General features: G+C 56.6%; 26 protein-coding genes and 1 rRNA gene. 19 read left to right on the top strand and 8 right to left on the bottom strand.

What is annotated here, in order from left to right:
* Positions 1 to 103: 103 nt before the first annotated feature.
* The 3 genes from HC757_RS13450 to hslR all read right to left on the bottom strand — a co-directional run bounded on the left by HC757_RS13450 (position 104) and on the right by hslR (position 3,096).
* Positions 104 to 1,711 carry a phosphoenolpyruvate carboxykinase gene (locus tag HC757_RS13450; protein ID WP_280520983.1) on the bottom strand — a complete coding sequence of 536 codons (1,608 nt, stop codon included), beginning with the start codon at positions 1,709 to 1,711 and terminating at the stop codon, positions 104 to 106.
* 110 nt (positions 1,712 to 1,821) lie between these two features.
* Positions 1,822 to 2,682 (bottom strand): Hsp33 family molecular chaperone HslO, encoded by an 861-nt coding sequence (hslO, locus tag HC757_RS13445; protein ID WP_169564893.1) that lies wholly within the window; start codon positions 2,680 to 2,682, stop codon positions 1,822 to 1,824.
* A 15-nt stretch (positions 2,683 to 2,697) separates the two neighbouring features.
* Positions 2,698 to 3,096, bottom strand: coding sequence for a ribosome-associated heat shock protein Hsp15 (gene hslR, locus HC757_RS13440; protein WP_169564892.1), 399 nt, complete (start codon positions 3,094 to 3,096; stop codon positions 2,698 to 2,700).
* A gap of 261 nt (positions 3,097 to 3,357) precedes the next feature.
* Here hslR and gspC point away from each other — a divergent pair, with 261 nt between their 5' ends.
* The 16 genes from gspC to HC757_RS13360 all read left to right on the top strand — a co-directional run bounded on the left by gspC (position 3,358) and on the right by HC757_RS13360 (position 19,044).
* The gene (gene gspC / locus HC757_RS13435) at positions 3,358 to 4,266 is read left to right on the top strand and encodes a type II secretion system protein GspC (protein ID WP_169564891.1); all 909 of its coding nucleotides are present in this window, start codon (positions 3,358 to 3,360) and stop codon (positions 4,264 to 4,266) included.
* 18 nt (positions 4,267 to 4,284) lie between these two features.
* Positions 4,285 to 6,399 (top strand): type II secretion system secretin GspD, encoded by a 2,115-nt coding sequence (gene gspD / locus HC757_RS13430; protein WP_169564890.1) that lies wholly within the window; start codon positions 4,285 to 4,287, stop codon positions 6,397 to 6,399.
* Positions 6,392 to 7,963 (top strand): type II secretion system ATPase GspE, encoded by a 1,572-nt coding sequence (gene gspE, locus HC757_RS13425; RefSeq protein WP_169564889.1) that lies wholly within the window; start codon positions 6,392 to 6,394, stop codon positions 7,961 to 7,963. Before gspD ends, gspE begins: the two co-directional genes overlap by 8 nt.
* Before the next feature lie 3 nt (positions 7,964 to 7,966).
* On the top strand, positions 7,967 to 9,190 hold the full coding sequence (gspF, locus tag HC757_RS13420; RefSeq protein WP_169564888.1) for a type II secretion system inner membrane protein GspF: 1,224 nt from the start codon (positions 7,967 to 7,969) through the stop codon (positions 9,188 to 9,190).
* Positions 9,191 to 9,258: 68 nt separating this feature from the next.
* Entirely contained in the window at positions 9,259 to 9,693 is a 435-nt protein-coding gene (gene gspG, locus HC757_RS13415; RefSeq protein WP_169564887.1) for a type II secretion system major pseudopilin GspG, read from the top strand.
* Position 9,694: 1 nt separating this feature from the next.
* Positions 9,695 to 10,273 carry a type II secretion system minor pseudopilin GspH gene (gene gspH, locus HC757_RS13410; RefSeq protein ID WP_169564886.1) on the top strand — a complete coding sequence of 193 codons (579 nt, stop codon included), beginning with the start codon at positions 9,695 to 9,697 and terminating at the stop codon, positions 10,271 to 10,273.
* 4 nt (positions 10,274 to 10,277) lie between these two features.
* Positions 10,278 to 10,646, top strand: a complete 369-nt coding sequence (gene gspI / locus HC757_RS13405) for a type II secretion system minor pseudopilin GspI (RefSeq protein ID WP_169564997.1) — start codon at positions 10,278 to 10,280, stop codon at positions 10,644 to 10,646.
* Positions 10,647 to 10,725: 79 nt separating this feature from the next.
* The gene (gspJ, locus tag HC757_RS13400) at positions 10,726 to 11,481 is read left to right on the top strand and encodes a type II secretion system minor pseudopilin GspJ (RefSeq protein ID WP_244623555.1); all 756 of its coding nucleotides are present in this window, start codon (positions 10,726 to 10,728) and stop codon (positions 11,479 to 11,481) included.
* Positions 11,481 to 12,485, top strand: coding sequence for a type II secretion system minor pseudopilin GspK (gspK, locus tag HC757_RS13395; protein ID WP_244623548.1), 1,005 nt, complete (start codon positions 11,481 to 11,483; stop codon positions 12,483 to 12,485). The genes gspJ and gspK overlap by 1 nt, the downstream gene beginning before the upstream one ends.
* 51 nt (positions 12,486 to 12,536) lie before the next feature.
* Entirely contained in the window at positions 12,537 to 13,721 is a 1,185-nt protein-coding gene (gspL, locus tag HC757_RS13390) for a type II secretion system protein GspL (protein WP_169564884.1), read from the top strand.
* A 1-nt stretch (position 13,722) separates the two neighbouring features.
* Positions 13,723 to 14,199, top strand: coding sequence for a type II secretion system protein M (locus HC757_RS13385; RefSeq protein ID WP_169564883.1), 477 nt, complete (start codon positions 13,723 to 13,725; stop codon positions 14,197 to 14,199).
* A 14-nt stretch (positions 14,200 to 14,213) separates the two neighbouring features.
* Positions 14,214 to 14,975 carry a type II secretion system protein N gene (locus HC757_RS13380; RefSeq protein WP_169564882.1) on the top strand — a complete coding sequence of 254 codons (762 nt, stop codon included), beginning with the start codon at positions 14,214 to 14,216 and terminating at the stop codon, positions 14,973 to 14,975.
* 222 nt (positions 14,976 to 15,197) lie between these two features.
* Positions 15,198 to 15,749: an ADP compounds hydrolase NudE gene (gene nudE / locus HC757_RS13375; RefSeq protein ID WP_169564881.1), complete on the top strand. Its 552-nt coding sequence runs from the start codon at positions 15,198 to 15,200 to the stop codon at positions 15,747 to 15,749.
* 70 nt (positions 15,750 to 15,819) lie between these two features.
* The gene (cysQ, locus tag HC757_RS13370) at positions 15,820 to 16,632 is read left to right on the top strand and encodes a 3'(2'),5'-bisphosphate nucleotidase CysQ (RefSeq protein WP_169564880.1); all 813 of its coding nucleotides are present in this window, start codon (positions 15,820 to 15,822) and stop codon (positions 16,630 to 16,632) included.
* Positions 16,633 to 16,634: 2 nt separating this feature from the next.
* On the top strand, positions 16,635 to 17,114 hold the full coding sequence (locus HC757_RS13365; protein ID WP_211164415.1) for a GNAT family N-acetyltransferase: 480 nt from the start codon (positions 16,635 to 16,637) through the stop codon (positions 17,112 to 17,114).
* 94 nt (positions 17,115 to 17,208) lie between these two features.
* Entirely contained in the window at positions 17,209 to 19,044 is a 1,836-nt protein-coding gene (locus HC757_RS13360; RefSeq protein WP_169564879.1) for an MFS transporter, read from the top strand.
* Positions 19,045 to 19,072: 28 nt separating this feature from the next.
* Here HC757_RS13360 and mnmH read toward each other — a convergent pair whose 3' ends face one another.
* From mnmH to HC757_RS13345, 3 genes are all read right to left on the bottom strand, one after another.
* Positions 19,073 to 20,179 (bottom strand): tRNA 2-selenouridine(34) synthase MnmH, encoded by a 1,107-nt coding sequence (gene mnmH / locus HC757_RS13355; protein ID WP_169564878.1) that lies wholly within the window; start codon positions 20,177 to 20,179, stop codon positions 19,073 to 19,075.
* A complete protein-coding gene (gene selD / locus HC757_RS13350) occupies positions 20,179 to 21,219 on the bottom strand; it encodes a selenide, water dikinase SelD (RefSeq protein WP_169564994.1) in 1,041 nt (346 codons plus the stop codon). The genes mnmH and selD overlap by 1 nt, the downstream gene beginning before the upstream one ends.
* Positions 21,220 to 21,315: 96 nt before the next feature.
* Positions 21,316 to 22,422, bottom strand: a complete 1,107-nt coding sequence (locus tag HC757_RS13345) for a fatty acid desaturase (RefSeq protein ID WP_169564877.1) — start codon at positions 22,420 to 22,422, stop codon at positions 21,316 to 21,318.
* Positions 22,423 to 22,571: 149 nt separating this feature from the next.
* Here HC757_RS13345 and fabR point away from each other — a divergent pair, with 149 nt between their 5' ends.
* The gene (gene fabR, locus HC757_RS13340; RefSeq protein WP_169564993.1) at positions 22,572 to 23,186 is read left to right on the top strand and encodes an HTH-type transcriptional repressor FabR; all 615 of its coding nucleotides are present in this window, start codon (positions 22,572 to 22,574) and stop codon (positions 23,184 to 23,186) included.
* Positions 23,187 to 23,263: 77 nt separating this feature from the next.
* Here the strand turns inward: fabR and trmA are convergent, their stop codons facing one another.
* The gene (trmA, locus tag HC757_RS13335; RefSeq protein ID WP_169564876.1) at positions 23,264 to 24,367 is read right to left on the bottom strand and encodes a tRNA (uridine(54)-C5)-methyltransferase TrmA; all 1,104 of its coding nucleotides are present in this window, start codon (positions 24,365 to 24,367) and stop codon (positions 23,264 to 23,266) included.
* 157 nt (positions 24,368 to 24,524) lie between these two features.
* Here trmA and murI point away from each other — a divergent pair, with 157 nt between their 5' ends.
* Positions 24,525 to 25,337, top strand: a complete 813-nt coding sequence (gene murI, locus HC757_RS13330) for a glutamate racemase (RefSeq protein ID WP_169564875.1) — start codon at positions 24,525 to 24,527, stop codon at positions 25,335 to 25,337.
* On the opposite strand, the gene HC757_RS13325 is transcribed toward murI, so the two are convergent.
* Positions 25,334 to 25,789 carry an RNA recognition motif domain-containing protein gene (locus HC757_RS13325; RefSeq protein WP_169564874.1) on the bottom strand — a complete coding sequence of 152 codons (456 nt, stop codon included), beginning with the start codon at positions 25,787 to 25,789 and terminating at the stop codon, positions 25,334 to 25,336. The genes murI and HC757_RS13325 overlap by 4 nt on opposite strands.
* Before the next feature lie 681 nt (positions 25,790 to 26,470).
* Here HC757_RS13325 and HC757_RS13320 point away from each other — a divergent pair.
* A 16S ribosomal RNA gene (locus HC757_RS13320) occupies positions 26,471 to 26,545 on the top strand; the annotation flags it as partial.

The raw sequence follows: 26,545 nt of genomic DNA, 5'->3' as shown, positions 1-26,545 counted from the left end.
TTTCAGGATGGATGGGCAAGCTCGTCGATAGATCCGGATGACAGCCATAAAAAATCCCGGCGCTGTGGCCGGGATTGTTAATACTGACATCTACAGGGCGTGACTAGCACTTGGGGCCGGCATTTTTGATCGCATCAGACACCTGATACTTGGCGAAGTTGTTACTGAAGGCTTCGGCCAGTTGCTGAGCGTATTCGGCATACAGGGCCTTGTCTTCCCAGGTGTTGATCGGGTTGAGCAGCTTGCTGTCGACACCCGGGATAGCCACAGGCACCGCCAGGTTCAGTTGCTCCAGGTGTTCTGTCTCGGCGGTTTTGAGCGAGCCATTGACTATGGCATCGACTATCGCACGGGTAGTAGGTATGTCGAATCGCTTGCCTATGCCGTGTGGGCCGCCGGTCCAACCCGTGTTGACCAAATAGACCTGACTGCCGAAAGAGGCTATGCGCTGCATCAGCAGCTCGGCATAGACACCGGCAGGACGTGGGAAGAAAGGCGCGCCGAAACAGGTAGAGAAGGTCGATTGGATGGCCGAGGTTGAGCCTACCTCGGTAGAACCTACCTTGGCCGTGTAGCCGGACAGGAAGTGATAGGCGGCCTGTTCCTTGGTCAGGATAGACACGGGCGGCAAGACGCCGGAGACGTCACAGGTCAGGAACACCACTGCATGGGGCTCGGCGCCGCAGTTGTCTTCCTTGCGCTGGGCAATGTGTTCCAGCGGGTAGGCGGCGCGGGTGTTCTCCGTCAGGCTGGCATCCTTATAGTCAGGAACCCGCTTGCCGTCCATGACCACGTTTTCCAGCACTGTGCCGAAACGTATGGCATCCCAGATCACCGGTTCGTTCTTCTGGCTCAGGTCGATACACTTGGCGTAGCAGCCACCCTCTATGTTGAACACCCCACCCGGTGCCCAGCCGTGTTCGTCGTCGCCTATCAGGAAGCGCTTGGGATCGGCCGACAGTGTCGTCTTGCCCGTGCCGGACAGGCCGAAGAAGAGGGTGGTATCGCCATCCGCACCGACGTTGGCCGAGCAGTGCATGGGCAACACGCCTTTGGCGGGCAGCAGGAAGTTTTGCACCGAGAACATGGATTTCTTCATCTCACCCGCGTATTTCAGGCCGGCGAGCAGCACCTTGCGTTCGGCGAAGTTGAGGATCACGGCGGCGTCCGAGTTGGTGCCGTCACGTTCTGGCACGCATTCGAAGCCCGGGGCATTGATGATCTGCCAGCAAGCCTTGTCCCCTGTGTTGAACTTTTCCGGGACTATGAACAGGTTGCGGGCAAACAGCTGGTGCCAGGCGTATTCCGTGGTGACCCGTACCGGCAGGTAGTGGGCGGGATTTGCGCCGACTTCGAGTTCGGAAACGAATAACTCCTTATCGGCCAGATAGGCCTCGACCCGACCCCAGAGGGCGTCGAATGCACCGGCATCGAAGGCCTGGTTGACCGGGCCCCATTCGATATCATGCTCGGTGCCGGCTTCTTTGACTATGAAACGATCGCCGGGGGAACGGCCGGTGCGGCTGCCTGTGTTGGCTACCAGGGCGCCATCGGCCGTGAGTTGGCCTTCGCCTCGCTGCAGCGCCAGCTCAACCAGCTGTGCCGTCGAAGAGTTAAGGTGTACGCGGTGTAGTTCATCCGCCATGAGTAAGGTCTCCATCTTATGTAGGTGAGTATATCGGTCTGCTTGCCGATTTTGGTTTGCGCTCAGGGACTTCCTGTAGCGAAATTGATTGTAACTTAAGCGGGATGAATGTGTGAGCGGGAAGTTCAGGGGCCATAAAAAAGGACGCCAGATGGCGTCCTCTCAGTTGAGCAAGGTTACTGTTTCGTTGCCGGTGCCGGCGTATCTGCGAAGATGCCTTCGACATCTATGCTGTCGAACGCATATTGGCTGTTGCAATATTCACAGTCCATGCGGATCTTGCCTTCCTCGGCCAGAATGGCATCTATCTCGGCCTTATCCAGGGTACGTATGGCGGCGGCGCTGCGCTCCCGTGAGCAGCTGCACTTGAAGCTGATCCCTATGGGATCGAACAAGCGGACCTCTTCCTGATGATACAGGCGATGCAGCACTTCTTCGGCCTCTAGGCCGAACAGCTCTGTGGCCTTCACAGTGGCGGTCAATTGGCTCAAATGGTCGAAGTCCTCGGCGTGATCCGACTCGCTCGGCAGTACCTGCAACAGCATGCCTGCGGCCTGCTTGCCGTCGGCAAACAGCCAGATGCGGGTAGGCAGCTGCTCGGACTGGGTGAAATAGTCTTCCAGACAGGCGGCCAGATCTGCCTTATCCAAGGCGACCACGCCCTGATAACGCTCGCCCTGATCCGGCGTCAGGGTGATCACCATGTAGCCCTTGCCAAACAATTGTTCCAGACTGGCATCGTCGCTCGGCTCGCCGCTCCAGCGCGCCACACCGCGCAGCTGCTGCAGGTTGTTGCCGTTGATCACCGCCAGGGAGACGGGACCGTCACCCTGCAGCTGGACGCTGATGTCGCCACTGAACTTAAGGGTGGCGGTGAGCAGTGAGGTGGCGGCCATCAGCTGACCCAGGAGGGTCTGCAATACGTTGGGATACGCCTGGGCGGCCAGCATCTGTTGATAGCTTTGCTCCAGCTGCACCAGTTCGCCACGCACATCGGCGTTGTCAAACAGGTAGCGGTGTAAAATATCTTTGCTCATTTGAACTCTCACTGGTTAGATGTCTCTAAAACGTGTCAGCTGTCGCCGTTGTTTCTTGTCCGGCTTATGGTCCGGCGCCGGGTTGTTCAGCATGTTAAGCCGTCTGGCCTCGGCGTTCGCCTGGCGTTTGACTTGGCTCTCGGCCGTTTCCTCGTATAAGGTCTGGGCCACGGCGGCGCTCTGGCGTTGCTGGGATAAATTCAGTATGACGATCTCTTTTTCGTCATATCCCTGGCGTATCCTGAGCCGTGCGCCTATTTCGGCCAGTTTACTGGATTTAGTGCGTTGGCCGTTATAGTGTACCTTGCCGCCGTTGATCATCTCTTTGGCTATGGCCCGGGTCTTATAAAACCTGGCCGCCCAGAGCCACTTATCGAGTCTGATACTTGTGCTATCGTTATGATTGTCGGTCATGGTTCCTCCAGCGGGCTCGGGGCGAGTGTCGGTTTGCCGTGGCGGCCGGCGGGTCGTGATTTTCAGTCATAAAGCTCATGCTCTGACGATATCACGCTTCCCATGCCTCGATGGCGCGCAAAGTTAGCATAATTGGTTAAATATCGCCAATGCTAGTGGTGTTATGGGCTTGTTGCGCTAAGCCAGCTAGGTTAGCATGTGGCAGGATTTGTTAAATTATTATAATCAGAACAGAGACCTGTATCGAGGGTCCAAATAAATATGGATATATTAGATAAGATTATCGCCAAAGCTGCCGGGGTTCCCCACAGAGCCTTGAGCCAGATCGTGTTCTGGCTGGGGCTCATTCTCGCCTTATTTCTGGCAGCCCAGATCAGCTGGAAGCTCGTCCCCAATTCCCAACAGACAGGCAACTGGTCGCCAAGCCCCCAAAGCGTGGGCCAGGGCACTAAGGTCGATATAGGGGAGGTATTGCAATTGGGTTTGTTCGGTAAGGCAGACAAATCCGATAAACCTAAGGTCGAGCCGGTAGAAACTGTGACAGATGCGCCCAAGACCTCGCTGTCGATCCAGCTCACCGGCGTGGTGGCCTCCACCGCCGAGCAGAAGGGCCTGGCGGTGATAGAGTCCGCCGGCAGCCAGGAAACCTATGGCCTGGGGGATAAGATCAAGGGCACTTCGGCATCGCTCAAGGAAGTCTATGCCGATCGCATCATCATCACCAACGCCGGGCGTTATGAAACCCTGATGCTCGACGGCCTCAAGTATACCAGTCAGAGCCAGGTCAACGAACAACTGCAGCAAGCCAAGGGCAACAGGGTGCAGCGGGTCGATCGCCGCCGTGACGGCGAGGTCTCCCAGGAGTTGGCCGAGTCCCGCGAAGAGCTGTTGGCCGACCCGAGCAAGATCACCGACTACCTGGCAATATCCCCGGTAAAACAAGGGGATGAGTTGGTAGGTTACAGATTGAATCCGGGTAAGGATGCGGCGTTGTTCAAGCAAGCCGGTTTTCAGCCCAATGACTTGGCCAAGTCTATTAATGGTTACGATCTGACCGAAATGAGTCAGGCGTTGGAAGTTATGGCACAGTTGGCCGAATTGACGGAAGTGTCCATCATGGTCGAGCGTGATGGACAACTGGTCGAGATCATGTTTAGTTTGCCGCAATAAAGCAGGGGAAGAAGAATAATGAACAAGAAAGTGAACCGCCGCAAGCTAATCGCCGCAGTCGTCGCCGGGGCCAGCATGCTCGCCTCGCAGCTGGTGTGGGCCGAGCAATATGCGGCGAACTTCAAAGGCACCGACATTCAGGAATTCATCAACATAGTCGGCAAGAACCTCAATAAGACCATCATAGTAGATCCTACCATAAGGGGTAAGATCAACGTCCGCAGCTATGACTTGCTCAACGATGAACAGTATTATCAATTCTTCCTCAATGTGCTGCAGGTCTACGGTTATGCCGTGGTCGAGGTGGATAACAGCATCATCAAGATCATCAAGGATAAGGATGCCAAGACGGCGGCGATCCGGGTTGCCGACGATGCCAAGCCCGGCATAGGCGATGAGATGGTGACCCGCATAGTGGCCTTGTATAACACTGAGGCCAAACAGCTGGCCCCCCTGTTGCGCCAGCTCAACGATAATGCCGGCGGCGGTAACGTGGTCAACTATGACCCCTCCAACGTGCTGATGATCTCCGGCCGTGCCGCCGTGGTGAATAAGCTGGTGGAGATAGTGCGCAGGGTCGACAAGCAGGGCGATACCGCCGTGCAGGTGGTGCCGCTGGAGTTCGCTTCTGCCGGGGAAATGGTACGTATCATAGATACCCTCTACCGTGCCTCAGCCAACCAGGCACAGATGCCGGGTCAGGCTCCCAAGGTGGTGGCAGATGAAAGGATCAACGCCGTCATCGTCAGTGGCGACGAGAAGAGCCGCCAGCGGGTGGTGGAGCTGATCCATAAGCTGGATGCCGAGCAGGCCAGCACGGGCAATACCAAGGTAAGGTATTTGCGCTATGCCAAGGCGGAAGACCTGGTCGAAGTGCTGACGGGTTTTGCCCAGAAACTGGAAGACAACAAAGACGGCGGCGCCAAAGCAGGCAATAAGCGTCGCAACGAAATCAACATCATGGCCCATGTCGATACCAATGCCCTGGTGATCAGTGCCGAGCCGGATCAGATGCGTACCATAGAGAGCGTCATCAATCAGCTGGATATACGCAGGGCTCAGGTGCTGGTCGAGGCCATCATAGTCGAAGTGGCCGAGGGCGACGATGTCGGCTTCGGCGTACAGTGGGCGACCACTGCCGGCGGCGGCACCCAGTTCAATAACCTGGGGCCAACCATAGGCGAAGTCGGCGCTGGCGTGTGGAGTGCCAGAGACAAGAAGGCCTCGCAGACCTGTAGCGGTGCCGGCGATAATCAGAACTGTACCAACAACCCTGATACCCCGGGCGATATCACCCTGCTGGCGCAAGCCCTCGGCAAGGTCAATGGCATGGCCTGGGGCCTGGCCAGGGGGGACTTCGGCGCGTTGATCCAGGCGATCTCCAGCGATACCAAGTCGAACGTGCTGGCAACTCCGTCCATCACTACTTTGGATAACCAGGAAGCCTCCTTCATCGTCGGCGACGAAGTGCCTATTCTGACCGGCTCTACCGCCAGCTCCAGCAACAGCAACCCCTTCCAGACGGTCGAGCGTAAGGAAGTGGGGGTCAAGCTCAAGGTGGTGCCTCAGGTCAACGAAGGCAACGCGGTCAAGCTGACCATAGAGCAGGAAGTGTCCGGCATCAACGGCAAGACAGGGGTCGACGTGACCTTCGCGACCCGCCGTCTGACCACGACCGTGATGGCCGACTCGGGCCAGATAGTGGTACTGGGGGGGCTTATCAACGAGGAAGTGCAGGAGAGCATACAGAAGGTTCCGCTTTTGGGTGACATTCCCTTCATCGGCCATCTGTTCAAGTCTTCCTCCAGCGGCAAGAAGAAGAAGAACCTCATGGTGTTCATCAAGCCGACCATTATCCGTGACGGCATGACCATGGAAGGCATCGCCGGCCGTAAGTACAACTATTTCAGGGCGTTGCAGCTGGAGCAACAGGAGCGCGGCATTAACCTCATGCCTAATACCCAGGTGCCAGTGCTGCCGGAGTGGAGCCAGGAAGCCTATCTGCCGCCGGAAGTGAATGACATTCTCGAGCGCTATAAAGAGGGTAAGGGCCTGGATACCCATATGCGCGAAACCGATCCCGCCTTGAAGGTCATCAACGACACTAAAGTGAAAGATCAGTCCCATGAGTGATATAGAACTAGCCCAAGGCGAGGATCTCGCCGCCGTCAGCAACGAGCTGACGCTGGGGATGGATGCCGAAGGGGATGAAGTGTTTCATTCCAACAGCAAGGAACGTTTGCCCTTCGCCTTCGCCCACAGATACGAAGTGGTCTTGGCCAGGGGCGAGCAGGATGCCCTCAGCCTCTTCTATACGGATAATACCCCGGTCGCCGCCCTGCTGGAGGTGCGGCGCTACGCCGGCGTCGAGTTGCCCTTGGTGAAAATTGAGGCCAATAAATTCGAAGCCAAGCTGACCCAGGCCTACCAGGCCAACTCTTCCGAAGCCCAGCAGCTGATGGAAGACATAGGCAACGAGATGGATCTCTTCACCCTGGCGGAAGAATTACCCCAGACCGAAGACTTGCTCGAAGGCGACGATGATGCGCCGATAATCAAGCTCATCAACGCCTTGTTGTCTGAAGCCATCAAGGAAGAGGCCTCGGATATCCATATCGAAACCTATGAGAAGCAGCTGGTGGTGCGTTTCAGGGTCGATGGGGTGCTCAAGGAAGTGCTCAAGCCCAACCGCAAGCTGTCATCACTGCTGGTGTCGCGGATCAAGGTCATGGCCAGGCTCGACATAGCAGAGAAACGCGTGCCCCAGGATGGCCGTATCTCGTTGCGTATCGGTGGCCGTGCCGTCGATGTGCGGGTGTCGACCATGCCATCCAGCCATGGCGAGCGTGTGGTGCTGCGTCTGTTGGACAAGAATGCGGGCAATCTCGACTTGCAACAATTGGGGATGACAGAGAGTATCAGGGTGCAGTTTGACGAATTGATACGCAAGCCCCATGGCATCATCTTGGTCACAGGCCCCACAGGCTCGGGCAAGAGTACTACCCTGTATGCCGGCCTGACCGAGATCAACTCCAAAGACACCAATATCCTCACGGTCGAAGATCCCATAGAGTATGAACTCGAGGGCATAGGCCAGACTCAGGTCAATACCAAGGTAGACATGACCTTCGCCCGCGGGCTGAGGGCCATACTGCGTCAGGATCCCGATGTGGTCATGATAGGGGAGATCCGCGATCTGGAAACGGCGCAGATCGCGGTGCAGGCATCCCTGACGGGTCACCTGGTGATTTCCACCCTGCATACCAATACCGCCTCCGGCGCCATCACACGTCTGCAGGACATGGGGGTCGAGCCTTTCCTGGTGTCATCCAGTTTGCTCGGGGTCCTGGCCCAGAGGTTGATCCGTACCCTATGCCCCAAGTGCAAGACGGCCCATGTACCCGACGAGCGTGAGCGCGAGTTGCTGGGGATGGCGAGTGACGATCAGCGCCATATTTTCCGTGCCAATGGCTGCAAGGCCTGTGGCAATAACGGTTACCGTGGCCGTACCGGCATACATGAACTCCTGTTGGTGGACGATACAGTGCGTGAGTTTATTCACGGTGGTCGTGGCGAGCTGGCGATCGAGAAATACATACGCAAGCGTGTGCCCAGCATCAGGCATGATGGCATGAGCAAGGTCCTGGCGGGGATCACCACTTTGGAAGAAGTGTTGCGCGTCACCCGCGAGGAATAACCCATGCCGGCATTCGAATATAAGGCCTTGGATACCAAGGGCAAGCAACAGAAGGGGGTGATCGAAGCCGATACCGCCAGGCATGCCCGCAGCCAGCTCAGGGATCAAAGGCTGATGCCCCTGGATATTCAGCCTGTGACCGAGAAGGAAGCGCGGGCCAAGAGTGGCGGTTTCAGCCTGTTCAAGCGGGGGATCAGCGTCGCAGAATTGGCCTTGATCACCCGCCAGATAGCCACCCTGGTGGCGGCGGGGCTGCCGATCGAAGAATCACTCAAGGCGGTGGGGCAGCAATGCGAGAAAGATCGCCTCGCCAGCATGATAATGGCGGTGCGCTCCCGGGTGGTCGAAGGTTATAACCTGGCCGACTCCATGGCGGAATTCCCGCATATCTTCGACGATCTCTATCGTGCCATGGTGGCCTCGGGCGAGAAATCCGGTCATCTGGAAGTGGTGCTTAACCGGCTCGCCGACTATACGGAGCGGCGCCAACAGCTCAAGAGCAAGCTGACCCAGGCGATGATTTACCCGATAGTGCTGACCACAGTCGCCATAGGGGTGATCTCCATACTGCTGGCGGCCGTGGTGCCCAAGGTGGTCGGCCAGTTCGAGCACATGGGGGCCGAGCTGCCCGGCAGCACTCAGTTCCTGATCGCCGCCTCCGCCTTCGTACAGTCCTACGGCTTGTTGGTGCTGGCGGCCCTGGTGATCTTCTTCGCCCTGTTCAGACGCATGCTGTTGCAACCTGCATTCAGGATGAAATATGACGGTGCATTGCTGAACATGCCCGTGATAGGTAAAGTCAGTAAAGGGCTGAACACGGCGCGCTTCGCCCGTACCCTGAGCATACTGTCGGCAAGTTCGGTGCCTCTGCTCGACGGCATGCGTATCGCCAGCGAGGTGTTGCAGAATGTCCGGGTCAAAAGCGCTGTGGATGAGGCGACGGCCAGAGTCAGGGAGGGGACCAGCCTGGGAACTGCACTGACCAATACCAAGCTATTTCCTGCCATGATGCTCTACATGATAGCCTCGGGCGAGAAAAGCGGTCAGCTGGAGCAGATGCTCGAGCGGGCGGCCGACAACCAGGACAGAGAGTTCGAGTCCAATGTGACTATCGCCCTCGGGGTGTTTGAGCCTATGCTGGTGGTGAGCATGGCGGCGGTGGTGTTGTTTATCGTGATGGCTATCTTGCAACCCATATTGGCGCTGAATAACCTGATCAGTGGTTGAGGCCATAAGCCTCAGCCCAAGCGCCACGCAAACTGAGTAAGACATTATTTTTATTGAGGAAGTAGTAAATGCAAAACGCAAACAGACAGAAAGGCTTTACCCTGTTGGAAGTCATGGTGGTGATAGTGATCCTGGGGATCCTGGCCTCCATGGTCGTCCCTAACCTCATGGGCAACAAAGACAAGGCTGATCAGCAGAAGGCCGTGTCTGACATAGTGGCCTTGGAGAATTCGCTCGACATGTATAAGTTGGATAATGGCATTTACCCCAGCACAGAGCAGGGACTCGAGGCGCTGGTGCAGAAGCCAAGCATCTCTCCCGAGCCACGTAATTACCGCGAAGGTGGCTATGTGAAGCGTTTGCCACAGGATCCATGGCGCAACGACTATCTGCTGCTGAGCCCGGGCGAGAACGGCAAGATAGACATCTTCAGTGCCGGTCCCGACAACCAGCCGGGCACCGAAGATGACATAGGCAACTGGAATCTGCAGAATTTCCAATAAGATGAATAATTCGCGCCAGGCAGGCTTTACCCTGATGGAAGTGCTGCTGGTGGTGCTGCTGATGGGGTTGACGGCGGCTGCCGTCACCATGTCCATGGGCAACTCAGGCCCCAAGCAGCTGCTGGAGCGGTCGGCGCAGCAATTTATCGCCGCCACCGGGATGGTGCTCGACGAGACGGTACTGAGCGGCCTGTTTCTCGGCATAGTGGTAGAGAAGGACAGCTATAAATTTGTTGTCTATGACGACGAAGGCAAGTGGCAACCGCTGGAACAGGACAGGCTGTTGGCCGAGAAAACCATGAAGCCGGGTGTCGAGCTGGATCTGGTGCTCGATGGCTTGCCTCTGGTGCAGGAGGATGAAGAAAAGACTTCCTGGTTCGACGAGCCGCTGATCGAGGCAAGTGCGGAGGAGAAGAAGCTGCACCCAGAACCTCAGGTGCTGCTGTTCCCCAGCGGCGAGATGAGTGCCTTCGAGCTGGCTTTCAGGATGAAGGACGACCAGGGCCGGCTGACCGAAGTGCTGGTGGTGGGCGACGCGCTGGGTCGATTGACCCTGGGAAGGCCAAATGAGCAGGATTAGCGGCATGGGCCGGGCGCAAGGCATGACCTTGCTGGAAGTGATAGTGGCGCTGGCGGTGTTTTCCATCGCCGCCGTCTCCATCACCAAGAGCTTGGGGGAACAGATGGCCAACATGCCGATCCTGGAAGAGCGCACCCTGGCCCAGTGGGTAGCGGATAACCAGATGGTCGACGCCAGACTGGATCCCAAGTTTCCCGATGTCGGCAAGAAAGAGGGCCGCAGCGAGCTGGCGGGCAAGGATTGGTACTGGCGCAAGGAAGTGGTTAAGACCACGGATGACAATTTTCGCATGATACGTATCAGTGTCAGCGATGACGAGAGATTGCAACGCATCGTGGCCCAAGTGAGCAGTTATGTGCTTAAGACAGAATAGCCTGGCGCCGGCTAACGGCCAGGCTCAAACCGGCAAGCATAGCCCTTCCCGGTCACAGACGGGCTTCACCCTGCTGGAGATGCTGATCGCCATAGCCATCTTCGCCATGCTGGGGTTGGCGGCCAATGCCGTGCTCGGCACTGTGCTGGCCAACGACGAAGTTACCAGGGCTTTCTCTGCCAGACTCAAAGGCTTGCAGCAGGGATTCGGTGCCATGGAGCGGGACCTGGGACAAATGGTGGCACGCACCCCAAGATTGCTGGAGGGCGGACGTGGCAGCACTGTGCTGCAGAGCGGCAATGACATCCTGGGTTCAGAGACCGAGGCCCTGGTGTTCTATCGCCTCGGCTGGTTGAATCCAGACGGCATTTTGCCCAGGGGCAGCCTGCAGTCGGTGGCCTATGTGGTGCAGGAGGGCAGGCTGGAGCGTTGGTATTACCCTTATCCCGAGCCCGAGTTGGGTGCCGAACCTCTGAAGACGTTGCTCATGGATAAGGTGGTGTCGGTCGAGTACTCCTTCTTCATCGACGATAAGTGGGAGCGCAAAGTCGAGGCGACCCAGCTGCCCAAGGCCATCGCCATGGAAGTGGAGATCGAAGGCTTGGGTAAGATACAACGCAAGTTTCTCTTGCCCGTAGGCGCGAATTTGACCGCGAGCGAGGATCAGAATAATGGCTCCGGCAACGGCTCGAATGCGGGTCAGGGCTCGGGCACAAACAATGGCTCAGGTTCGGGCACCAATAGGGGTCAGGGATCTGGCACCAATGGTTCGGGCACAAACAATGGTTCAGGCTCAGGTACGGGCTCAGGCAAGAATGATGGAGGCGGTAGCTGATGCTTCCCGTGACCGCCATGGCGGCTAAACAGCGCGGGGTGGCGTTGATCGTGGTACTGCTGATCGTGGCCATGGTGGCGATCATCGCCACCAACATCACGGGTCGCAATCAGTTGTCCATGCGCCGCACCCTGAATCTGGCCCAATACGATCAGGCCTACTGGTATGCCATGTCTTCCGAGGAGTTGGCCAAGAAGGTACTGAAGCAAGATCTGGACGATGCCGAAGGCGTGGTGCATAGACAGCAATACTGGGCGCTGGCCGATGTGCAGTTTCCGGCCGAGCATGGGGTCATTAGCGGTAAGATCGGCGACATGCGCGCCTGCTTCAACCTCAACGCCCTGTCGGTTGCCGGCAAGGAGGTCGAAAATGGCCTGCCCAAGCTGCCCCTGGCCGCGAGACAGTTTAAGGCCATGTTGGTCGCCATGGGGATGGATGATTTCGCCGCCGAGCATCTGACTCATACACTGAAAGATTACATAGACGAGGACACCACTGCCGGGGCCTTCGGTGCCGAAGATGCCGAATATGAGTCCCGAGATGTGCCCTACAGGGCGGCGAATACCCTGCTGAATCACCGCAGTGAACTCAGGGCTGTGTTGGGATTTACCCAAGACATATACCTCAAGCTGTTGCCCTATGTGTGCGTCATTCCGGGTGACGACCGGCAGCTGTTGAATGTCAACACCCTGGAAGTCGAGCAGGCCGCCCTATTGGCGGGCATGCTGGAGAATCTGATTTCGGTTGGAGAGGCCGAGAGCATCATCAATCAGCGCCCCGCCAGCGGTTACGAGAAGGCGGAGGCGTTTTTTGAGGCTTCGTCCCTGTCGGGTCTCAAGCTGGATGAACAGCAGAAGTCGAGTTTGGTGGTCGACAGCCAGTACTTTCTGCTGCAAGCCGGCGCCAAGGTCGATGAGGCTGTCTTCAGGATGGAAAGCGTGCTCAAACGCGGTAAGGGCAACCAGATGCAGGTCATCACCCGTCAGTTTGGCGGACAAAAATAATAGCAGACGAGCTCGGTAAGCGATGACGCCCGAGTTTGGTGGAGAAATACAGTGACTGAAAGGCTATTTATCCGTTTAGGCAGAACCGCGGAGCAAGCATGCTCCTGGCTGGTCTGGTCTGAGCTGGAACAGGAAATCATTGCTTCGGGTGAATTGGCCGATGCCAATGCCTTGTCGAGCCTGGCCGAGCGCGCGGGCAACCGTCCCGTGGATGTCCTGGTGCCTGCCTCGGCCATGACACTCACTCAGGTTTCTCTGCCGGAGAAGGGCCAGCGTCAGGCGCTGCGCGCCTTGCCCTTCATGCTGGAAGAGACATTGGCGGACGATGTGGACAACATGCATTTCGTTGTCGGCCCGCGCAGTGGCGGCGACCTGAGTGTGGTTGCGGTCGCCCATCAGCAGATGCAGTCCTGGCTATCCTGGCTGGCGGAGGCCGGGCTCAAGGTGAAACGTCTGGTGCCAGATTGCCTGGCGTTGCCCTTGGAGCAGTGTCGCTGGGCCGCGATGCGCTTCGGTGACGACTGCCTGTTACGCATGGGGCCTGGGGCCGGGCAGAGTGTGCCGACAAGCTGGCTGCCTGTGGTCCTGCCAAAATTGTTACCCGTCGATGAGCCGGTGACTGTGGCGGGCTACAGCGAGATGACGCTCGAGGGCACCCAGGTGCAACCTCAGCCGTTGGAGTTGCCCATGCTAGTGTTGGCCAAGGGAATACTCCAGGCGCCGATAAACCTGCTTAGCGGCCTCTATGCGCCCAAGCGTGAATACAGCAAACAGCTGCTGATATGGAAAAATGCCGCTATCGTGTTGGCGCTGGCCCTGGTGTTGGCGCTGGTCAACAAGGGCCTCAACCTGTACCAGGCCAATGGCCAGGCCGCCGAGTTGAAGGCACAGAGCGAGGCTATCTTTCATCAACTGGTGCCAAATGGCCGTGCGGAGCTCATGCGTTCCCTGCTCGACTCCCAGTTGCGCAGCCTGCAGGGCGCCGGCAATGGTGCCGAGTTCTTCACCATGCTCCAGGGCCTGGAGACTGCCTTCAAGCAAGTGCCCGAACTCAAGCCCAACTCCTTGAGATTCGATGCCGCCCGCAACGAGATGCGTATGCAGGTGACGGCCAAGACTTATGCCCAGATAGAGAAATTCAAAGAGCTGGTCGGCCGACGTTTCCAACTGGAGGCGGGAGCCATGAACAGCAGCGAAGATCAGGTGACCAGTACCCTGACCCTGAGGAGCAAGTAAGATGACTGAGTTACGCATCTGGTGGGAAGGCTTGGCCTCCCGTGAGCAGCAACTGCTCGGTTTCGGCGGAGTCTTCCTGCTGATAGCTGTCTTCTACTGGGGGATCTGGACCCCGATAGTCAACGCCGAGGCAGATGCGCTGGCGAATCTCAAGGCACAACAGCAGACACTCGATTACGTGAAGCAGACGGCCAATAAAATTGCCGGCCTGAAACAGTCCGGCGGCAAGGTTGCGGCAACAGGCAGCCTGAGCACCCTGGTGAATCAGGCCGCCGGCAAGTTTGGCTTGGAGATCACCCGCATGCAGCCCCAGGGGGACAAGATCCAGGTATGGATGGATGACGTGCCCTTCGACGCCTTGCTGGGTTATTTGAATGAATTGGTGCAGCAGCAAGGGTTGTCGCTCGAGAGTGTGGACTTGGCCGAGGCAGATACCCAGGGGTATGTCAAAGTCAGGCGTATCCAGTTGTCGTTATAAGTTAGGAAGTTGCTGTGAGTTTACTGAAAAAAATAATATTGGCCGTGCTGATTTACTGGGTATTTATGTTGGCTCTCTTCCCGGCTCATTTGGCCCTGTCGCTGGCGCCCTTGCCCGCGAATGTCGGCGTTTCCGGCGTGACCGGCAGTATCTGGTCCGGCCGTATCGAGAGCCTGAGTCTGCCGCAGCGCAGGCTGGAACGCCTCAGCTGGGAATTGAGCCCCTGGAGCCTGTTGCTCGGCAAGCTCAGCGCCGAGGTCCAGCTGGGCGACAGAACTAGCCCAGTCACGGGCAAGGGTTTGCTCACCTGGTCCATGGCTGGGCTAAGCGCCACTGACCTGAGGTTCGAGGCGCCGGATAGCTTCATTCTTGGCCGGGCCAAATTGCCCTTTCAGACCCAGGTGAGTGGCGAGCTGAGTCTCTTTGTCGAGACCCTGGTCCAGGGACAGCCCTGGTGTGAGGCCTTGAAAGGCAAAGTGTTCCTCAATCGGACCCAGGTCAACAATCAGTTCGGCGAGTATCCATTGGGCGATATCGAAGTCGGCCTGGGTTGTGTCGATGGCAAGGTACAGCTGACGCTGGATGAAGCCCATAACCAACTTGGGGTCGCCGGGGTCATACAGCTGGATGAGAATAAGATGGTCAGAGTCACGGCCAAGGTGAGGGAAACGGCGGCGCAGCCGGAAGATCTCAAGCAGTCGCTGGCCTTCTTGGGCACCAAGGACAGTCAGGGCTATTACCCCATCAAGTATTCGGGACGCATTCCCGGCTTATGAGCCGCATCACAGAAAAAAGCGCAGCGATGCGCTTTTTTTATGCCTGAGGCGCCGGCTCAGGCACGGAGGGGGAAGCAAGATGCCCAAGCGGGTTAAAGTGACCGAGTGGCACGGCTGGCGTCACAGGGCTGAAACTTGTAAATTCAGGTTGTAGATTAACAACAGGGTAGTAAGATTGTCACTTATCAACACTCACTTATCCTCATCTTATCAGGGGCTGTTATGGCACAGCGGCAGAAAAAGCCGGAAATCTTGCATACAGAAATCGTCGCCAAGAGCCGGTTGTTTCAGATAGAGCAGGTTCACCTCAGATTCTCCAATGACGTCGAACGCTATTACGAGCGGATGAAGGGCGGCGGCCGTGGTGCCGTGATGATAGTGCCCGTGCATGAGGGGCAGTTGTTGCTGGCCCGGGAATACGCCGCCGGAACCCATAATTATGAGCTGGGTTTCCCCAAGGGCCTGATAGATCCGGGCGAGTTACCCAGTGATGCCGCCAATCGCGAACTGCAGGAAGAAATAGGTTTCGGCGCCCGCAGCCTGACCCTGCTGAAGGAGTTGAGCCTGGCCCCCGGGTATTTTGCCAGCAAGATGCAGATCTTTCTCGCCGAGGACCTCTACGAGAGCCGTCTCGAGGGCGATGAACCCGAACCCATAGAAGTGGTGCCCTGGTCTCTGTCCGAATGGCGAACCCTGCTCGATGAGGTGGATTTCTCCGAATCCAGGAGCGTCAGTGCGTTGTTTTTAGCGCAGAAACATCTAGAACTTAAGTAATGCCTTACTCTCTGGCGTCCTGAGGGATACCGTCCGGAGCTGCGTTAGCGGTACAGCGATTGGAGTTGTTATGAAGCCAGAAGATATAATCGACCGAGTCATAGATATAGCGACCGAAGCCGGTCAGCGCATTCGTGATATTTACCTGGAGGGCAGTTTCGAGCGGGAAATCAAGGCCGACAATACCCCCGTGACCTCGGCCGATCTCGCCGCCCATGACATCATCTATCGCGGCCTGTCGGCATTGACGCCGGACATCCCGGTGCTGTCCGAGGAAGCGGCCGATATCCCCCTGGATGAGCGTGCCACCTGGAAACGTTATTGGCTGGTGGATCCGCTCGACGGCACGGGAGAGTTTATTGCCGGCAGCGGCGACTTCTCGGTGATCATCGCCCTAGTCGAACATAACAGACCCGTTGCCGGGGTAGTCTATGTGCCCATGACTCAGGTTTGCTACTATGCGATTGCGGGCCTGGGAGCCTATAAGCGCATGGATAAGCAGGAAGTGCGCATCAGCAGTCGGCAGATAGCCACAGGGGAAGAGGCGTCTCTGAGACTCGCCGTCAGCCGTCGGCAGGACCCTCAGTCTGTGCTCAAGTTATTCAACCAGCCGAAATATTGTGAGCTGGTGGTCATGGGCGGTGCCGCACTCAAGAGTTGCCTGGTGGCCGAAGGCCGCGCCGATTGTTATGTGCGGATAGGTCCGACCGGGGAGTGGGATACGGGCGCGGCGCAGATCATAGTCGAAGAGGCGGGGGGGCAATTGATGGATATCGAGCTCCAGCCCCTGACCTACAACGAGCGTGAAACCCTGGAAAATCCCAACTTCATAGTGGTCGGCGCGCCGAACCTGGAGTGGGATAAGATACTGAGAGGGGAGTAATTTTGTCGGCGGTCATACTCTCATCCCCGTGCGTTTGCGTGCGTCCCGCCACCCGGGATGAATTGGCGCAGATCTATCGGCTCGAATGCGTCGTATTTGGCGAGCACTGCTACCCGGATTTTTTCTTTCGCCAATCACTGGATTGCTGGCCTGCGGGCTTGTTGGTGGCCTTGGATGCCGAGCAACGGCTGTTGGGTTATCTGTTGGCCGTGACGTCCGAGCGGCAGGGGCAGTTGTGGATCTTGTCTGTGGCCGTCAGCCCGGAAATGCGCGGCCGAGGCATAGGCGCCGCCCTGGTGCGGGCGCTGCTCCAGGCCGTGCCCGCCGGCGCGACCCAGATCCTGCTGACAGTGGATCCCGCCAATCCGGCGGTGCATCTGTACCTCAGGCTGGGTTTTGTTGAAACAGGTTTCGAAGCCGATTACTTCGGTGAAGGTGAGCCCAGGCTGGTGATGACCCATAGGCTGGACTGTGCAGCATGAGTCTCCATGCCCAAGATTTGGGTTAATGGCAGGCATGCCCCAGGGCGGGTGTTGGCCCAGGGCATGGCGCGAGATCAGGTCATAAGGCAGCGATATGCTACTGAGTAAACGTTTTTTACCCTATTTCGTGACTCAGTGTCTGGGGGCGTTGAACGACAACATCTACAAGAATGTGTTGCTGTTGATGGTGACCTATTCCCAGGTGGGGGCTCTGCCCATGGGCGTCGATGTCTTCGTCAATCTCGCCGCCGGGGTCTTTATCCTGCCCTTCTTCCTGTTTTCCGCTCATGCCGGTCTGGTTGCCGACAACCGGGATAAGGCCAAGCTGATCCGCTCCCTTAAGCTGCTCGAGCTGGTGATCATGTCCTGCGCCGCCATCGCCATAGTCAATCACGACTACCTGCAGATGTTGTTGCTCTTGTTCCTGATGGGGACCCAGTCGGCCTATTTCGGTCCGGTGAAATACTCCTTGCTGCCCCAGGCGCTGGCCGAAGACGAACTGGTCGGCGGCAATGCCTGGGTCGAGCTGGGGACCTTCCTGTCGATATTGCTCGGCACCCTGAGTGCCGGTTTCATCGTCGCCAGCGAGCGGGCGACCCTCTGGTCGGCGCTGACTGTGGTGTCGCTGGCATTGATCGGGTACCTGGCCAGCCGTGGCATTCCATCCTTGCCGCCGCCAGGCTCGGCACAGAGGCTAACTTTCACTCCTCTCGCCGGCACCTGGCGTACCCTGAAGCAGGCCCGCAACACGCCGGAAATCTGGATGGCGATTTTCGCCATCAGTTGGTTCTGGTTGCTGGGAGCCACTTACCTGACGCAATTTCCCAACTTTACCAGGTTGCATCTGCAGGCGGGGGCCGAAGTGGTTTCCGTGTTGCTGGCCTTGTTTTCCATCGGCATAGCCCTGGGGTCGCTGCTGTGCAGCCGTCTCTCCGCCGGTCAGGTGGAACTCGGTTTAGTGCCGTTCGGCGCCCTGGGATTGAGTCTCTTCGGTGGCGATGTCTATTGGGCGACCCCTGAACCCGTTGCCGGACAGCTTTTCGGACTGCTGGAGTTTGTTGCTACGGCCGGACATTGGCGGCTGATGCTGGATCTGCTGATGGTCGGCGTCAGTGGCGGCCTGTTCATAGTGCCTCTGTATGCCTTCATTCAGGCCCGTGCCGCCGCAGGCGAGTGTGCCCAGGCGATAGCGGCCAACAACATAGTCAATGCCTTCTTCATGGTGTGTTCCGCCATCTTATCCATGTTGCTGCTCGGGGTGGTGGGCTGGAGCATTCCCGAGCTATTTCTGGCGCTGGCGCTGGCCAATGCCCTGGTGGCTCTGTTTGTCTATGCCAGGATGCCCGAGTTTGCCCTGAGGTTTATCGGTTATCTTGTCAGCCACCTCTGGTATAGGGTCGGCGTCGAGGGCCGCGAGTGGCTCCCAAGCAAAGGGACTGCGGGGGTGATGATTTGCAATAGTCGGGATGGGGCCGCTGCCTTGTTGGTTTTACGGGCGTCCGCCCGCAAGATAGGTTTCGTGATCCCCGGGTCCAGACTGGAGCGTGCTGCCAAGCTTGATGCCGGCGATGCTGCTGGAGAGGAGCGCCTGTGGTGTGCGTCGCTTCTGCGCCGTGGCGCTGCCCTCGTCATTCGCTCGTCGGTAAAGGATGAAGAGCATAGGGCGCTTGAGTCCATCCGCCAGGTCTTAGCCCGGGGCGAGCTGGTATGTCTCTTGTTTGCGGGCGGTACAGATGCGAGCGCCGGGCCAGATGAGCTCTGTCCCGGGATCGCCGACATGCTGGCGCGGGAGTCTGTGCCTGTGATCTCTCTGTCGCTGCTCATGGCCGGGGAGACGGATACCCAGGGGCGAGGCCCAGGGCTCGCCTTCGGCGCTAAGATTCGGCTGAACATCAAACCCGGCACGCTTGGCGCCGAGCCGGGTCGCTAGCAGTGCAGGCGCCTCCTTGGCTCAGGATTCAGCTGTTGGCCCTTTCATCCAACCATTCATGGATGGCCCGACGGTCGCCGCTGAAAATGACCCTGGGGTGTTTCTGTTGCAGCTGGTAGAGGTACATGGGATCGTAGTATTTCTCCAGCAACAGGGAGATCCACTCCAGATGCAGGCTGATATCATTGCGCTGCAACTGTGCCGCCAAAGCCCTGGCGATCAATTGCTGAAACTCGCCATGTAACTTGCCACCGAGACGCTTCTTCACCCCATCGATACTCTGCAGCAGGTATTGGCTGAAGGCCTCGAAACCTGCCTCTTCTCCCAGACGCGCGACATGATCCGCATGCATCCGCTGAACATAGTCGCGCAACAATCTCGGCAGCCTGAGCTCGTCAGACTCTTCCAATACCAGAATGGGCGCCTCTTGCATGCTCTCATAGAAGGGCTTGGGTATGGCATTGCGGCCGATGAGGAAGCTCTCATCCTCCAGCAGCAGGCAATGCCCGTTTCTGTCCTGATGCTTGAGCAGTGCCACGGCCAAGCGGTTTTCGAAGTTGATCTGTGACGGCTGTGGGGTGACATTCTTGCCAAAACTCGAGCCCCTGTGGTTGGCTATGCCTTCGAGATCTACGGCTTCGCTGCGTTGTTGCAGCAGCTCTGTCTTGCCGCTGCCTGTGATGCCGCTGAGAATACAGATGGGCTTTTGCCTGGGCGCCGCGTCGATCACCTCTATCAGGTATTGGCGCATCGCCTTGTAGCCTCCCTGGATGTAGGGGATGGCCATGCCCGCCTCTGCGAGCCATTGCTGGGTCAGCTGAGAGCGCAGGCCGCCGCGAAAACAGTAGAGATAGGCCCGTGGATTGGCGGCAAAATAGCCCAGCCAGGCATCTATCCTCTGTTGCTTTATCTTGCCGCATACCAGTGAGTGTCCCAGTTCGATAGCGGCTTGCTGGCCTTGCTCCTTGTAGCAGGTGCCTACCTTTTGCCTTTCACTGTCGACCATCAGCGGCAGATTGGTCGAGCCGGGAAAGGCGCCTTTGACGAATTCGATCGGTGCCCTGACATCCATCATGGGGTGGTCGCTCACCAGGAGCTGACGGTACTCGCTGGCCGGAATGATGTTGCGTGTCATCAGATGAGTTCCAGGGTGCTGGCAGCTGTGCCTTCGACCAAGCTGCCTATACAGACAGGTGCTATGTCATGTTGTTGCAGCAATGCGATCAGTTCGGCTTCGGCGTCGGCAGAGACGGCCACCAACAGGCCGCCGCTGGTTTGGGGATCGCATAGCAGCGCCTTCTGCTCATCGGTTAACTTGGGTAAGTGCTCGCCATAGCTGTCGTAATTTCTATGGGTACCACCCGGGACACAGCCCATGGCCAGATAGGCTTCCGCCTTCGGCAACAACGGAATGCTGCCCAGTGCCAGCCGGGCCTGCAGGCCGGCGCCGTGGCAGACTTCCAGCAAGTGGCCGGCGAGGCCAAAGCCAGTGACATCCGTCATGGCGTTCACGCCCTTTATCTTGGCAATGCTGGTGCCTATGGTATTGAGTCGGCACATGGCGTCTATGGCGATATGGGCATCTTCATCCAGCAGCTTCTTCTGTTTCTGCGCCGTGGTGAGTATCCCTATGCCGATAGGCTTGGTGAGGTACAGCCTGTCACCTGCCTTGGCGGTATCGTTCTGCTTCAATTCGCCGAGCGGGATTTGCCCCGTCACCGCCAAGCCGAAGATGGGCTCGGGTGCATCTATGCTATGTCCGCCTGCGAGCATGATGCCGGCATCGGCGCAGGCCTGACGGCCGCCATCCACCACTCGTTGCGCCACTTCCGGCGGCAGCTTACTCACGGGCCAGCCCAAGATGGCGATCGCCATCATGGGGCTACCGCCCATGGCGTAGATATCGCTGATGGCATTGGTGGCGGCGATGCGGCCGAAGGTGAAAGGATCGTCGACTATCGGCATGAAGAAGTCTGTGGTACTGATGATGCCGGTTTGGTCGTTGAGTCTGTAGACGGCGGCGTCGTCGCGGCTCTGATTGCCTACCAGCAGGTCGGGATCGGTAAAGACGGGCAGTTGTGATGCCAGGATAGTGCTCAGCACCTTGGGGGATATTTTACAGCCACAACCCGCGCCGTGGCTGTACTCGGTAAGTTTAATGCTGGACTCTGACATGATCTCGACGGCCTGTATCTGGAATAGTAGGACATCATGATAGTCAGATACGGCCACCATGCAAGCTGGCCGTGGGACTTTAGCTGAAAACCCGGATCAGCAATAGCTCGCCGTCAGCAGTTTCCAGTTTTTCTGCTGGGCCAGGAAGCGGGCCTTCAGCTCTTCGACCTGGGTCTTGAGCTGGGTGTCGACCAGCTGCTGCCGCTTGGCCTCGAGCAGGGTTTTCTTGGCCTGATAGTACTCCAGCAGGTGGGTCTTCATCAGCTCATATTCGGCATGAATACGCTCGAGCAGCTCATCATAATTATGCAGATGGGCAATCTGATTCTTGGCATGCAGCAATTGCATCTGCAACCTGGCGCTCTCAATGCGCTCCTGGGGACTGGTGCGTAAATCCTTGGCCAAGCCCAGCCAGGATAAACTCTTGATCAACCATTTGGTTGGATCGTAATGCCACCATTTGATGCCGTTGCGATAATCGTTTTCGAAGATATGGTGGAAGTTATGATAACCCTCACCATAGGTAAACAGTGCCAGAATGCCATTGTCACGGGCGGTATTCTTATCCGTGTAGGGTTGTTTGCCCCAGATGTGTGCCAGCGAATTGATGAAGAAGGTGCAGTGATGTACTACCACCAAACGCAGCAGGCCACCCATAAGCAACATGGAGATGATATCGCCATTGAGCCAGCCGAGGAATGCCGGCAGGCCTATGTTCATCAGCAGCGCCAGCGCCAGGTAGTGCTTATGCTGCCACATGACTATCTTGTCGCTCTGCATGTCGCGGACATTTTTATAATCATGATAGCGCTGAGCCTGATACTCGCGCAGCATCCAACCTATGTGGCTGTACCAGAAACCCATGTTCGCCGAATAGGGATCTTTGTCGTTGTCGTCGACATGCTTGTGATGAATTCTATGATCCGAAGCCCAATGCAAGGCGCTGTTTTGCAACGCCAGGGCACCGCCGAGGGCGAACAGGAAGCGCACCGGTGCACTGGCCTTGTAGGCCTTGTGTGACCAGAGTCTATGGTAGCCTGCGGTAATGGACAGGCCGCTGGCGTAGGCCAAGCCTATGAAGGCCAGCCATTCGACTGCATCGTAGCCGTCGGTCATCCCGCGCCAGGGTATGAGGACCAGGGTGCCGAGAAACGTCACGGCAAAGAGTATGACGTTCAGCCAAATCAAAGGGGGTTTTTTCATTTATGAGTTCCAAATATCGCATTGAGCGTACAGCTGTAAGCTAATCTATATCAGCAACAGCATGGGGTCAAGCGCGTTGGAGATGTGTTTCCGGGGCAAAAGCGCTATTATCCCTGGATTACATTCAGTTATGGATTTTTGTTATGGGCATGGGGATAAGGGCACAGCAGAAAGAGAAAACACGGCGGGCACTCGTCGATGCTGCTTTTAACCAGTTGAGTGCCGAGCGGAGTTTTTCCAGTCTGAGTCTGCGTGAAGTTGCCCGGGAAGCCAACATAGCACCTACGTCTTTCTATCGTCATTTCAAGGACATGAATGAACTTGGGCTGACCATGGTCGATGAGGGCGGGCTGACCCTGAGGCAGATGATGCGCAAGGGCCGCCAGCGGGCAGAGGCCGGCGGCAGTGTGATCCGTATCTCGGTCGATACCTTCATGGAAGTACTGGACTCAAATCCCAATGTGTTTCGCATTCTGTTGCACGAGCGCTCCGGGACCTCGGCGGCGTTTCGGGCCGCAGTCGAGCGTGAAATAGAGCACTTTATCTCCGAGCTGGCCCACTATACCGAAGCCAGTGCCAACCGCTCGCCGGTGCTCGCCAGGGCGCAGGCCGAAGCTTTGGTCACCTTGGTATTCAATGCCGGCGCGGCGGCATTGGACATGAAGCGTGCCGACCGGAAAGTGCTGGCCGATAACCTGGTGATGCAATTGCGTATGGTCGCCACGGGCGCCGAAGCCTTGCAGCGCAAGCTGGAGCATAGATAGCCATACTCGCTAGCGGATCCATACCCAATAAAAAAGGCGCTCGATGCGCCTTCTTTATTCTTGAGTCGGTTGCCGGGTCAGCATGGGTGTCGTTCGAGCAACACCCCTGACTCCATATGTTCTGTGTAGGGGAATTGGTCGAACAGGGCGAAGCGGACCACTCTGTGAGTTGCGCTCAGCACCTCGAGGTTATGCTGCAGGGTTGTCGGATTGCAGGAAATGTACAGTATCCGTTCATAGCCTTGTACCAGCGCCAGAGTGTCGGGATCTATGCCGGCCCTCGGGGGATCGACGAAGATGGTATTACACACATAGCTGTCCAGATCTATGCCATCCAGGCGCCTGAAGCTGCGCTTCTTCGCCATGGCATCGCTGAAGTCTTCCGCCGACATGCGAATGATCTGCAGATTCTCTATGCCATTCACTTCGATATTGTATTGCGCCGCATCGACCGACGGCTTGGCCAATTCGGTCGCCAGCACCCGCTCGAAATTTTGTGCCAGCGCAATCGAAAAGTTACCGTTGCCACAATAGAGTTCCAACAGATCTCCCCGGCTGTCTTGGGTAACATCCAGAGCCCATTCGAGCATCTTGACCGAAACCTTGGCATTGGGCTGGGTGAAACTGTTTTCTATCTGCTTATATAAGAAGGTCTTGTTATTGACCTCGAGTGACTCGACGACGAAATCCTTATCTAGATCAATTTTTTGCTTACGGGCACGGCCAATCAGATTGACCTTGAATTCGGCCGATAATCTCTGCTTCAGGGCATTGGCCTGTGCGCGCCAATCGTCATCCAGCTGTCTGTGATACAGTAAGGACACCAGGATTTCGCCACTGAGGGTGGATAGGAAGTCGACTTGAAACAACTTGTGACGCAGCGTTGGATTGGGTCTGAGCTCGGCCATCAGCGCCAACATCATCTTGTTGATCAATTCGCTCGCCGGCAGATATTGTTCGCAACGCACCTTGGCGTTGAGCACTTTGTCGAACATGTAGTAGTACAGGTCGTCACCTTCGTGCCAGACCCTGAACTCGGCCCGCATACGGTAATGCGCAGGCTCGGATGCAAACACTTCAATCTCAGGGGGCTCAAACTGGGCAAAGGCTTGCTCAAGCTTAATGCGCTTCTGTTGCAATTGCGCGTCGTAGGTTTGAGGGTCCATTGCTGCTAAATTCATTAGTTGATCCACTTTGACCGGAAATTGGGGCGCAAATATTATACCAGGTGACGCAGATGTCCAGTACCTTAGCTTTTGCGGTTTGGCTTGAGCTATGGGAAAATCGGCCGCAGTCCGGCTGTTATGAGTCGTAGCCGTTTTTTAATGGAGAGATCATTTGTCGCGTCCCATTCTCGTGTTTGACTCAGGTATAGGTGGCCTGTCTGTGTTGCAGGAGATCCGCAAGCAACTTCCCGGCAAGGACTACTGTTATCTGTTCGACAATGCCAGGTTGCCCTATGGTGCACTCGAAGAGCAGGAGCTGATCGCCGGTTGCGTGGCGCTGGTCTGTGAGTTGGCGACGCGCCTAGATGCGGCTGTCGTCGTCATCGCCTGCAACACCGCCAGTACCTTGGTCCTGCCGGCGCTCAGGCAGAGACTGAGCATGCCTATCGTCGGCGTGGTGCCGGCGATCAAGCCCGCGGCTCTGTTGTCTCAATCCAAGCATATAGGCCTGTTGGCAACCCCTGCCACGGTCAAGCGTGCCTATACCCATGACTTGATAAGGCGTTTCGCTCATGATTGTCGGGTGGAGCTGTTTGGTTCGGCGGAGCTGGTGTTGATGGCCGAGCGCAAGGCCGCCAGGGAACGTCTGGATCCTGTTGAGCTGGGCCGAGTGTTGCAGCCGATAGCTGCCACAGAAATTGATGTCTTGGTATTGGGCTGTACCCACTTTCCCCTGCTCAGGACAGAATTACAGGACTATCTGGGTAACAAGGTGACCCTGCTGGATTCGGGGGAGGCGATAGCCAATAGGGTGAGTCATTTATTGCCGGCCGAAGCGGCCTTGAGTGGGGAAGGTCCCTTATTGCAGGCGTTTCATACCAGTGAGGCACTCACCCAGGGACTGACAACGACATTGGCTTCTCATGGCTTCACTACAATTGAGCGGCTGCCACCAGGGCCAATGTCGTCTAGTCGATTAGATTAATTGTCGCCGTTTCGGTCGGCATCAGAATCCTGGGTCTTGGCTTCCCTGACTTTAAGGGTTCTTTCCTGGAAGTTGTAGTCGTTGAGTTTGGACATGGCTTTTTGCGCGCCGGCCTCAGACATTTCGACAAAGCCGAAACCTTTACGACGCCCTGTCTTACGATCCCGCACCAGACGCACCGAATTCACCGGACCGAATTCATGGAATAAATCCTTAACTTCTCCTTCATGTACCTTATAAGGCAAGTTACCTACATATAAGGTCATGGTTGGACCGACATATTCTTCTTCCTCATCATCTGCCGTCTTGGCAGGCGTGAATGCAAAGACCAAGCTGGCTATCACTGCGCCAAGGATGAATCCAACATAGGCGGGCAGGCTTGGGGCGAACTGAAAGATCGCAAAGGCTCCGAGTATGGTGACAATCAATATTATAAGGAATGACTTCTGCATAAGATGATCTCTAATGAAATGAAAATTGATAATTAACTGTTAATGGCAGCTTATATGGTAATGAATTATTTACTTTTAAACCAGAGCGCTGACGAAAAAATGAACTTCAACGGTGTTATTTTGACTTAAAGCGTAATTTTGACAACTCGTTTGGCGTCGGGTGAGCCAAAAAATGTTCGTTATGCCTGAAAATTGGACGTCCGAGCTTTTCATTGAGAAAAAGCCCTTGCGCGGCCGCTGGAACTCCCTATAATGCGCATCCACTGACACGGCAGACAGCGAAACGCGAGGCGTTAAGCAAATAGCAGTGACAGTTCATCGACTGATGTATATCAAGTAGATGGGCGGAAAAGAAGTTGAAAAAACTCCTTGACGCCAACCGGGAAATGCGTAAAATGCACGACCCTGAGCTGATGAAGCATCAGCCCCGACCCATTGCCACGCAGTGAATAAGGTCAACGCTCTTTAACAATTTATCAAGCAAATCTGTGTGGACACTCACAGGTGTTGAGTTAATCGAAATTGTCTCTCACGAGACAATCAAAATTTAAATCAACCAATTCTTTCACGAGAGTGATGAGTGTTCATAGCAATATGTACAAAGAGTCAATCGCAAGATTGATTCGAACAGAATTCGTTGAGCCGAACTTCTCTTGTAACAAAGAGTGGTTCAAAAAACTTTAATTGAAGAGTTTGATCATGGCTCAGATTGAACGCTGGCGGCAGGCCTAACACATGCAAGTCGAGCGGCAGCGG

It is taken from the genome of Shewanella salipaludis (assembly GCF_012911865.1).
GTDB classification, from domain to species: Bacteria; Pseudomonadota; Gammaproteobacteria; order Enterobacterales; family Shewanellaceae; genus Shewanella; species Shewanella salipaludis.
Note: the sequence above shows the minus strand (reverse complement) of the source record. Positions and strands in the feature narration are given on the sequence as shown.

Excerpts from the sequence above, each read along its gene's own strand:
- trmA (WP_169564876.1), bottom strand. The coding sequence starts at position 24,367 with ATGAATTTAGCAGCAATGGACCCTCAAACCTACGACGCGCAATTGCAA.
- gspK (WP_244623548.1), top strand. The coding sequence starts at position 11,481 with ATGCTTCCCGTGACCGCCATGGCGGCTAAACAGCGCGGGGTGGCGTTG.
- gspE (WP_169564889.1), top strand. The coding sequence starts at position 6,392 with ATGAGTGATATAGAACTAGCCCAAGGCGAGGATCTCGCCGCCGTCAGC.
- cysQ (WP_169564880.1), top strand. The coding sequence starts at position 15,820 with ATGAAGCCAGAAGATATAATCGACCGAGTCATAGATATAGCGACCGAA.
- mnmH (WP_169564878.1), bottom strand. The coding sequence starts at position 20,179 with ATGACACGCAACATCATTCCGGCCAGCGAGTACCGTCAGCTCCTGGTG.
- HC757_RS13385 (WP_169564883.1), top strand. The coding sequence starts at position 13,723 with ATGACTGAGTTACGCATCTGGTGGGAAGGCTTGGCCTCCCGTGAGCAG.
- gspD (WP_169564890.1), top strand. The coding sequence starts at position 4,285 with ATGAACAAGAAAGTGAACCGCCGCAAGCTAATCGCCGCAGTCGTCGCC.
- gspC (WP_169564891.1), top strand. The coding sequence starts at position 3,358 with ATGGATATATTAGATAAGATTATCGCCAAAGCTGCCGGGGTTCCCCAC.
- gspF (WP_169564888.1), top strand. The coding sequence starts at position 7,967 with ATGCCGGCATTCGAATATAAGGCCTTGGATACCAAGGGCAAGCAACAG.
- hslR (WP_169564892.1), bottom strand. The coding sequence starts at position 3,096 with ATGACCGACAATCATAACGATAGCACAAGTATCAGACTCGATAAGTGG.
- HC757_RS13345 (WP_169564877.1), bottom strand. The coding sequence starts at position 22,422 with ATGAAAAAACCCCCTTTGATTTGGCTGAACGTCATACTCTTTGCCGTG.
- gspG (WP_169564887.1), top strand. The coding sequence starts at position 9,259 with ATGCAAAACGCAAACAGACAGAAAGGCTTTACCCTGTTGGAAGTCATG.
- fabR (WP_169564993.1), top strand. The coding sequence starts at position 22,572 with ATGGGGATAAGGGCACAGCAGAAAGAGAAAACACGGCGGGCACTCGTC.
- gspH (WP_169564886.1), top strand. The coding sequence starts at position 9,695 with ATGAATAATTCGCGCCAGGCAGGCTTTACCCTGATGGAAGTGCTGCTG.
- HC757_RS13360 (WP_169564879.1), top strand. The coding sequence starts at position 17,209 with ATGCTACTGAGTAAACGTTTTTTACCCTATTTCGTGACTCAGTGTCTG.
- selD (WP_169564994.1), bottom strand. The coding sequence starts at position 21,219 with ATGTCAGAGTCCAGCATTAAACTTACCGAGTACAGCCACGGCGCGGGT.
- gspJ (WP_244623555.1), top strand. The coding sequence starts at position 10,726 with ATGCTGATCGCCATAGCCATCTTCGCCATGCTGGGGTTGGCGGCCAAT.
- nudE (WP_169564881.1), top strand. The coding sequence starts at position 15,198 with ATGGCACAGCGGCAGAAAAAGCCGGAAATCTTGCATACAGAAATCGTC.
- hslO (WP_169564893.1), bottom strand. The coding sequence starts at position 2,682 with ATGAGCAAAGATATTTTACACCGCTACCTGTTTGACAACGCCGATGTG.
- HC757_RS13325 (WP_169564874.1), bottom strand. The coding sequence starts at position 25,789 with ATGCAGAAGTCATTCCTTATAATATTGATTGTCACCATACTCGGAGCC.
- gspI (WP_169564997.1), top strand. The coding sequence starts at position 10,278 with ATGGGCCGGGCGCAAGGCATGACCTTGCTGGAAGTGATAGTGGCGCTG.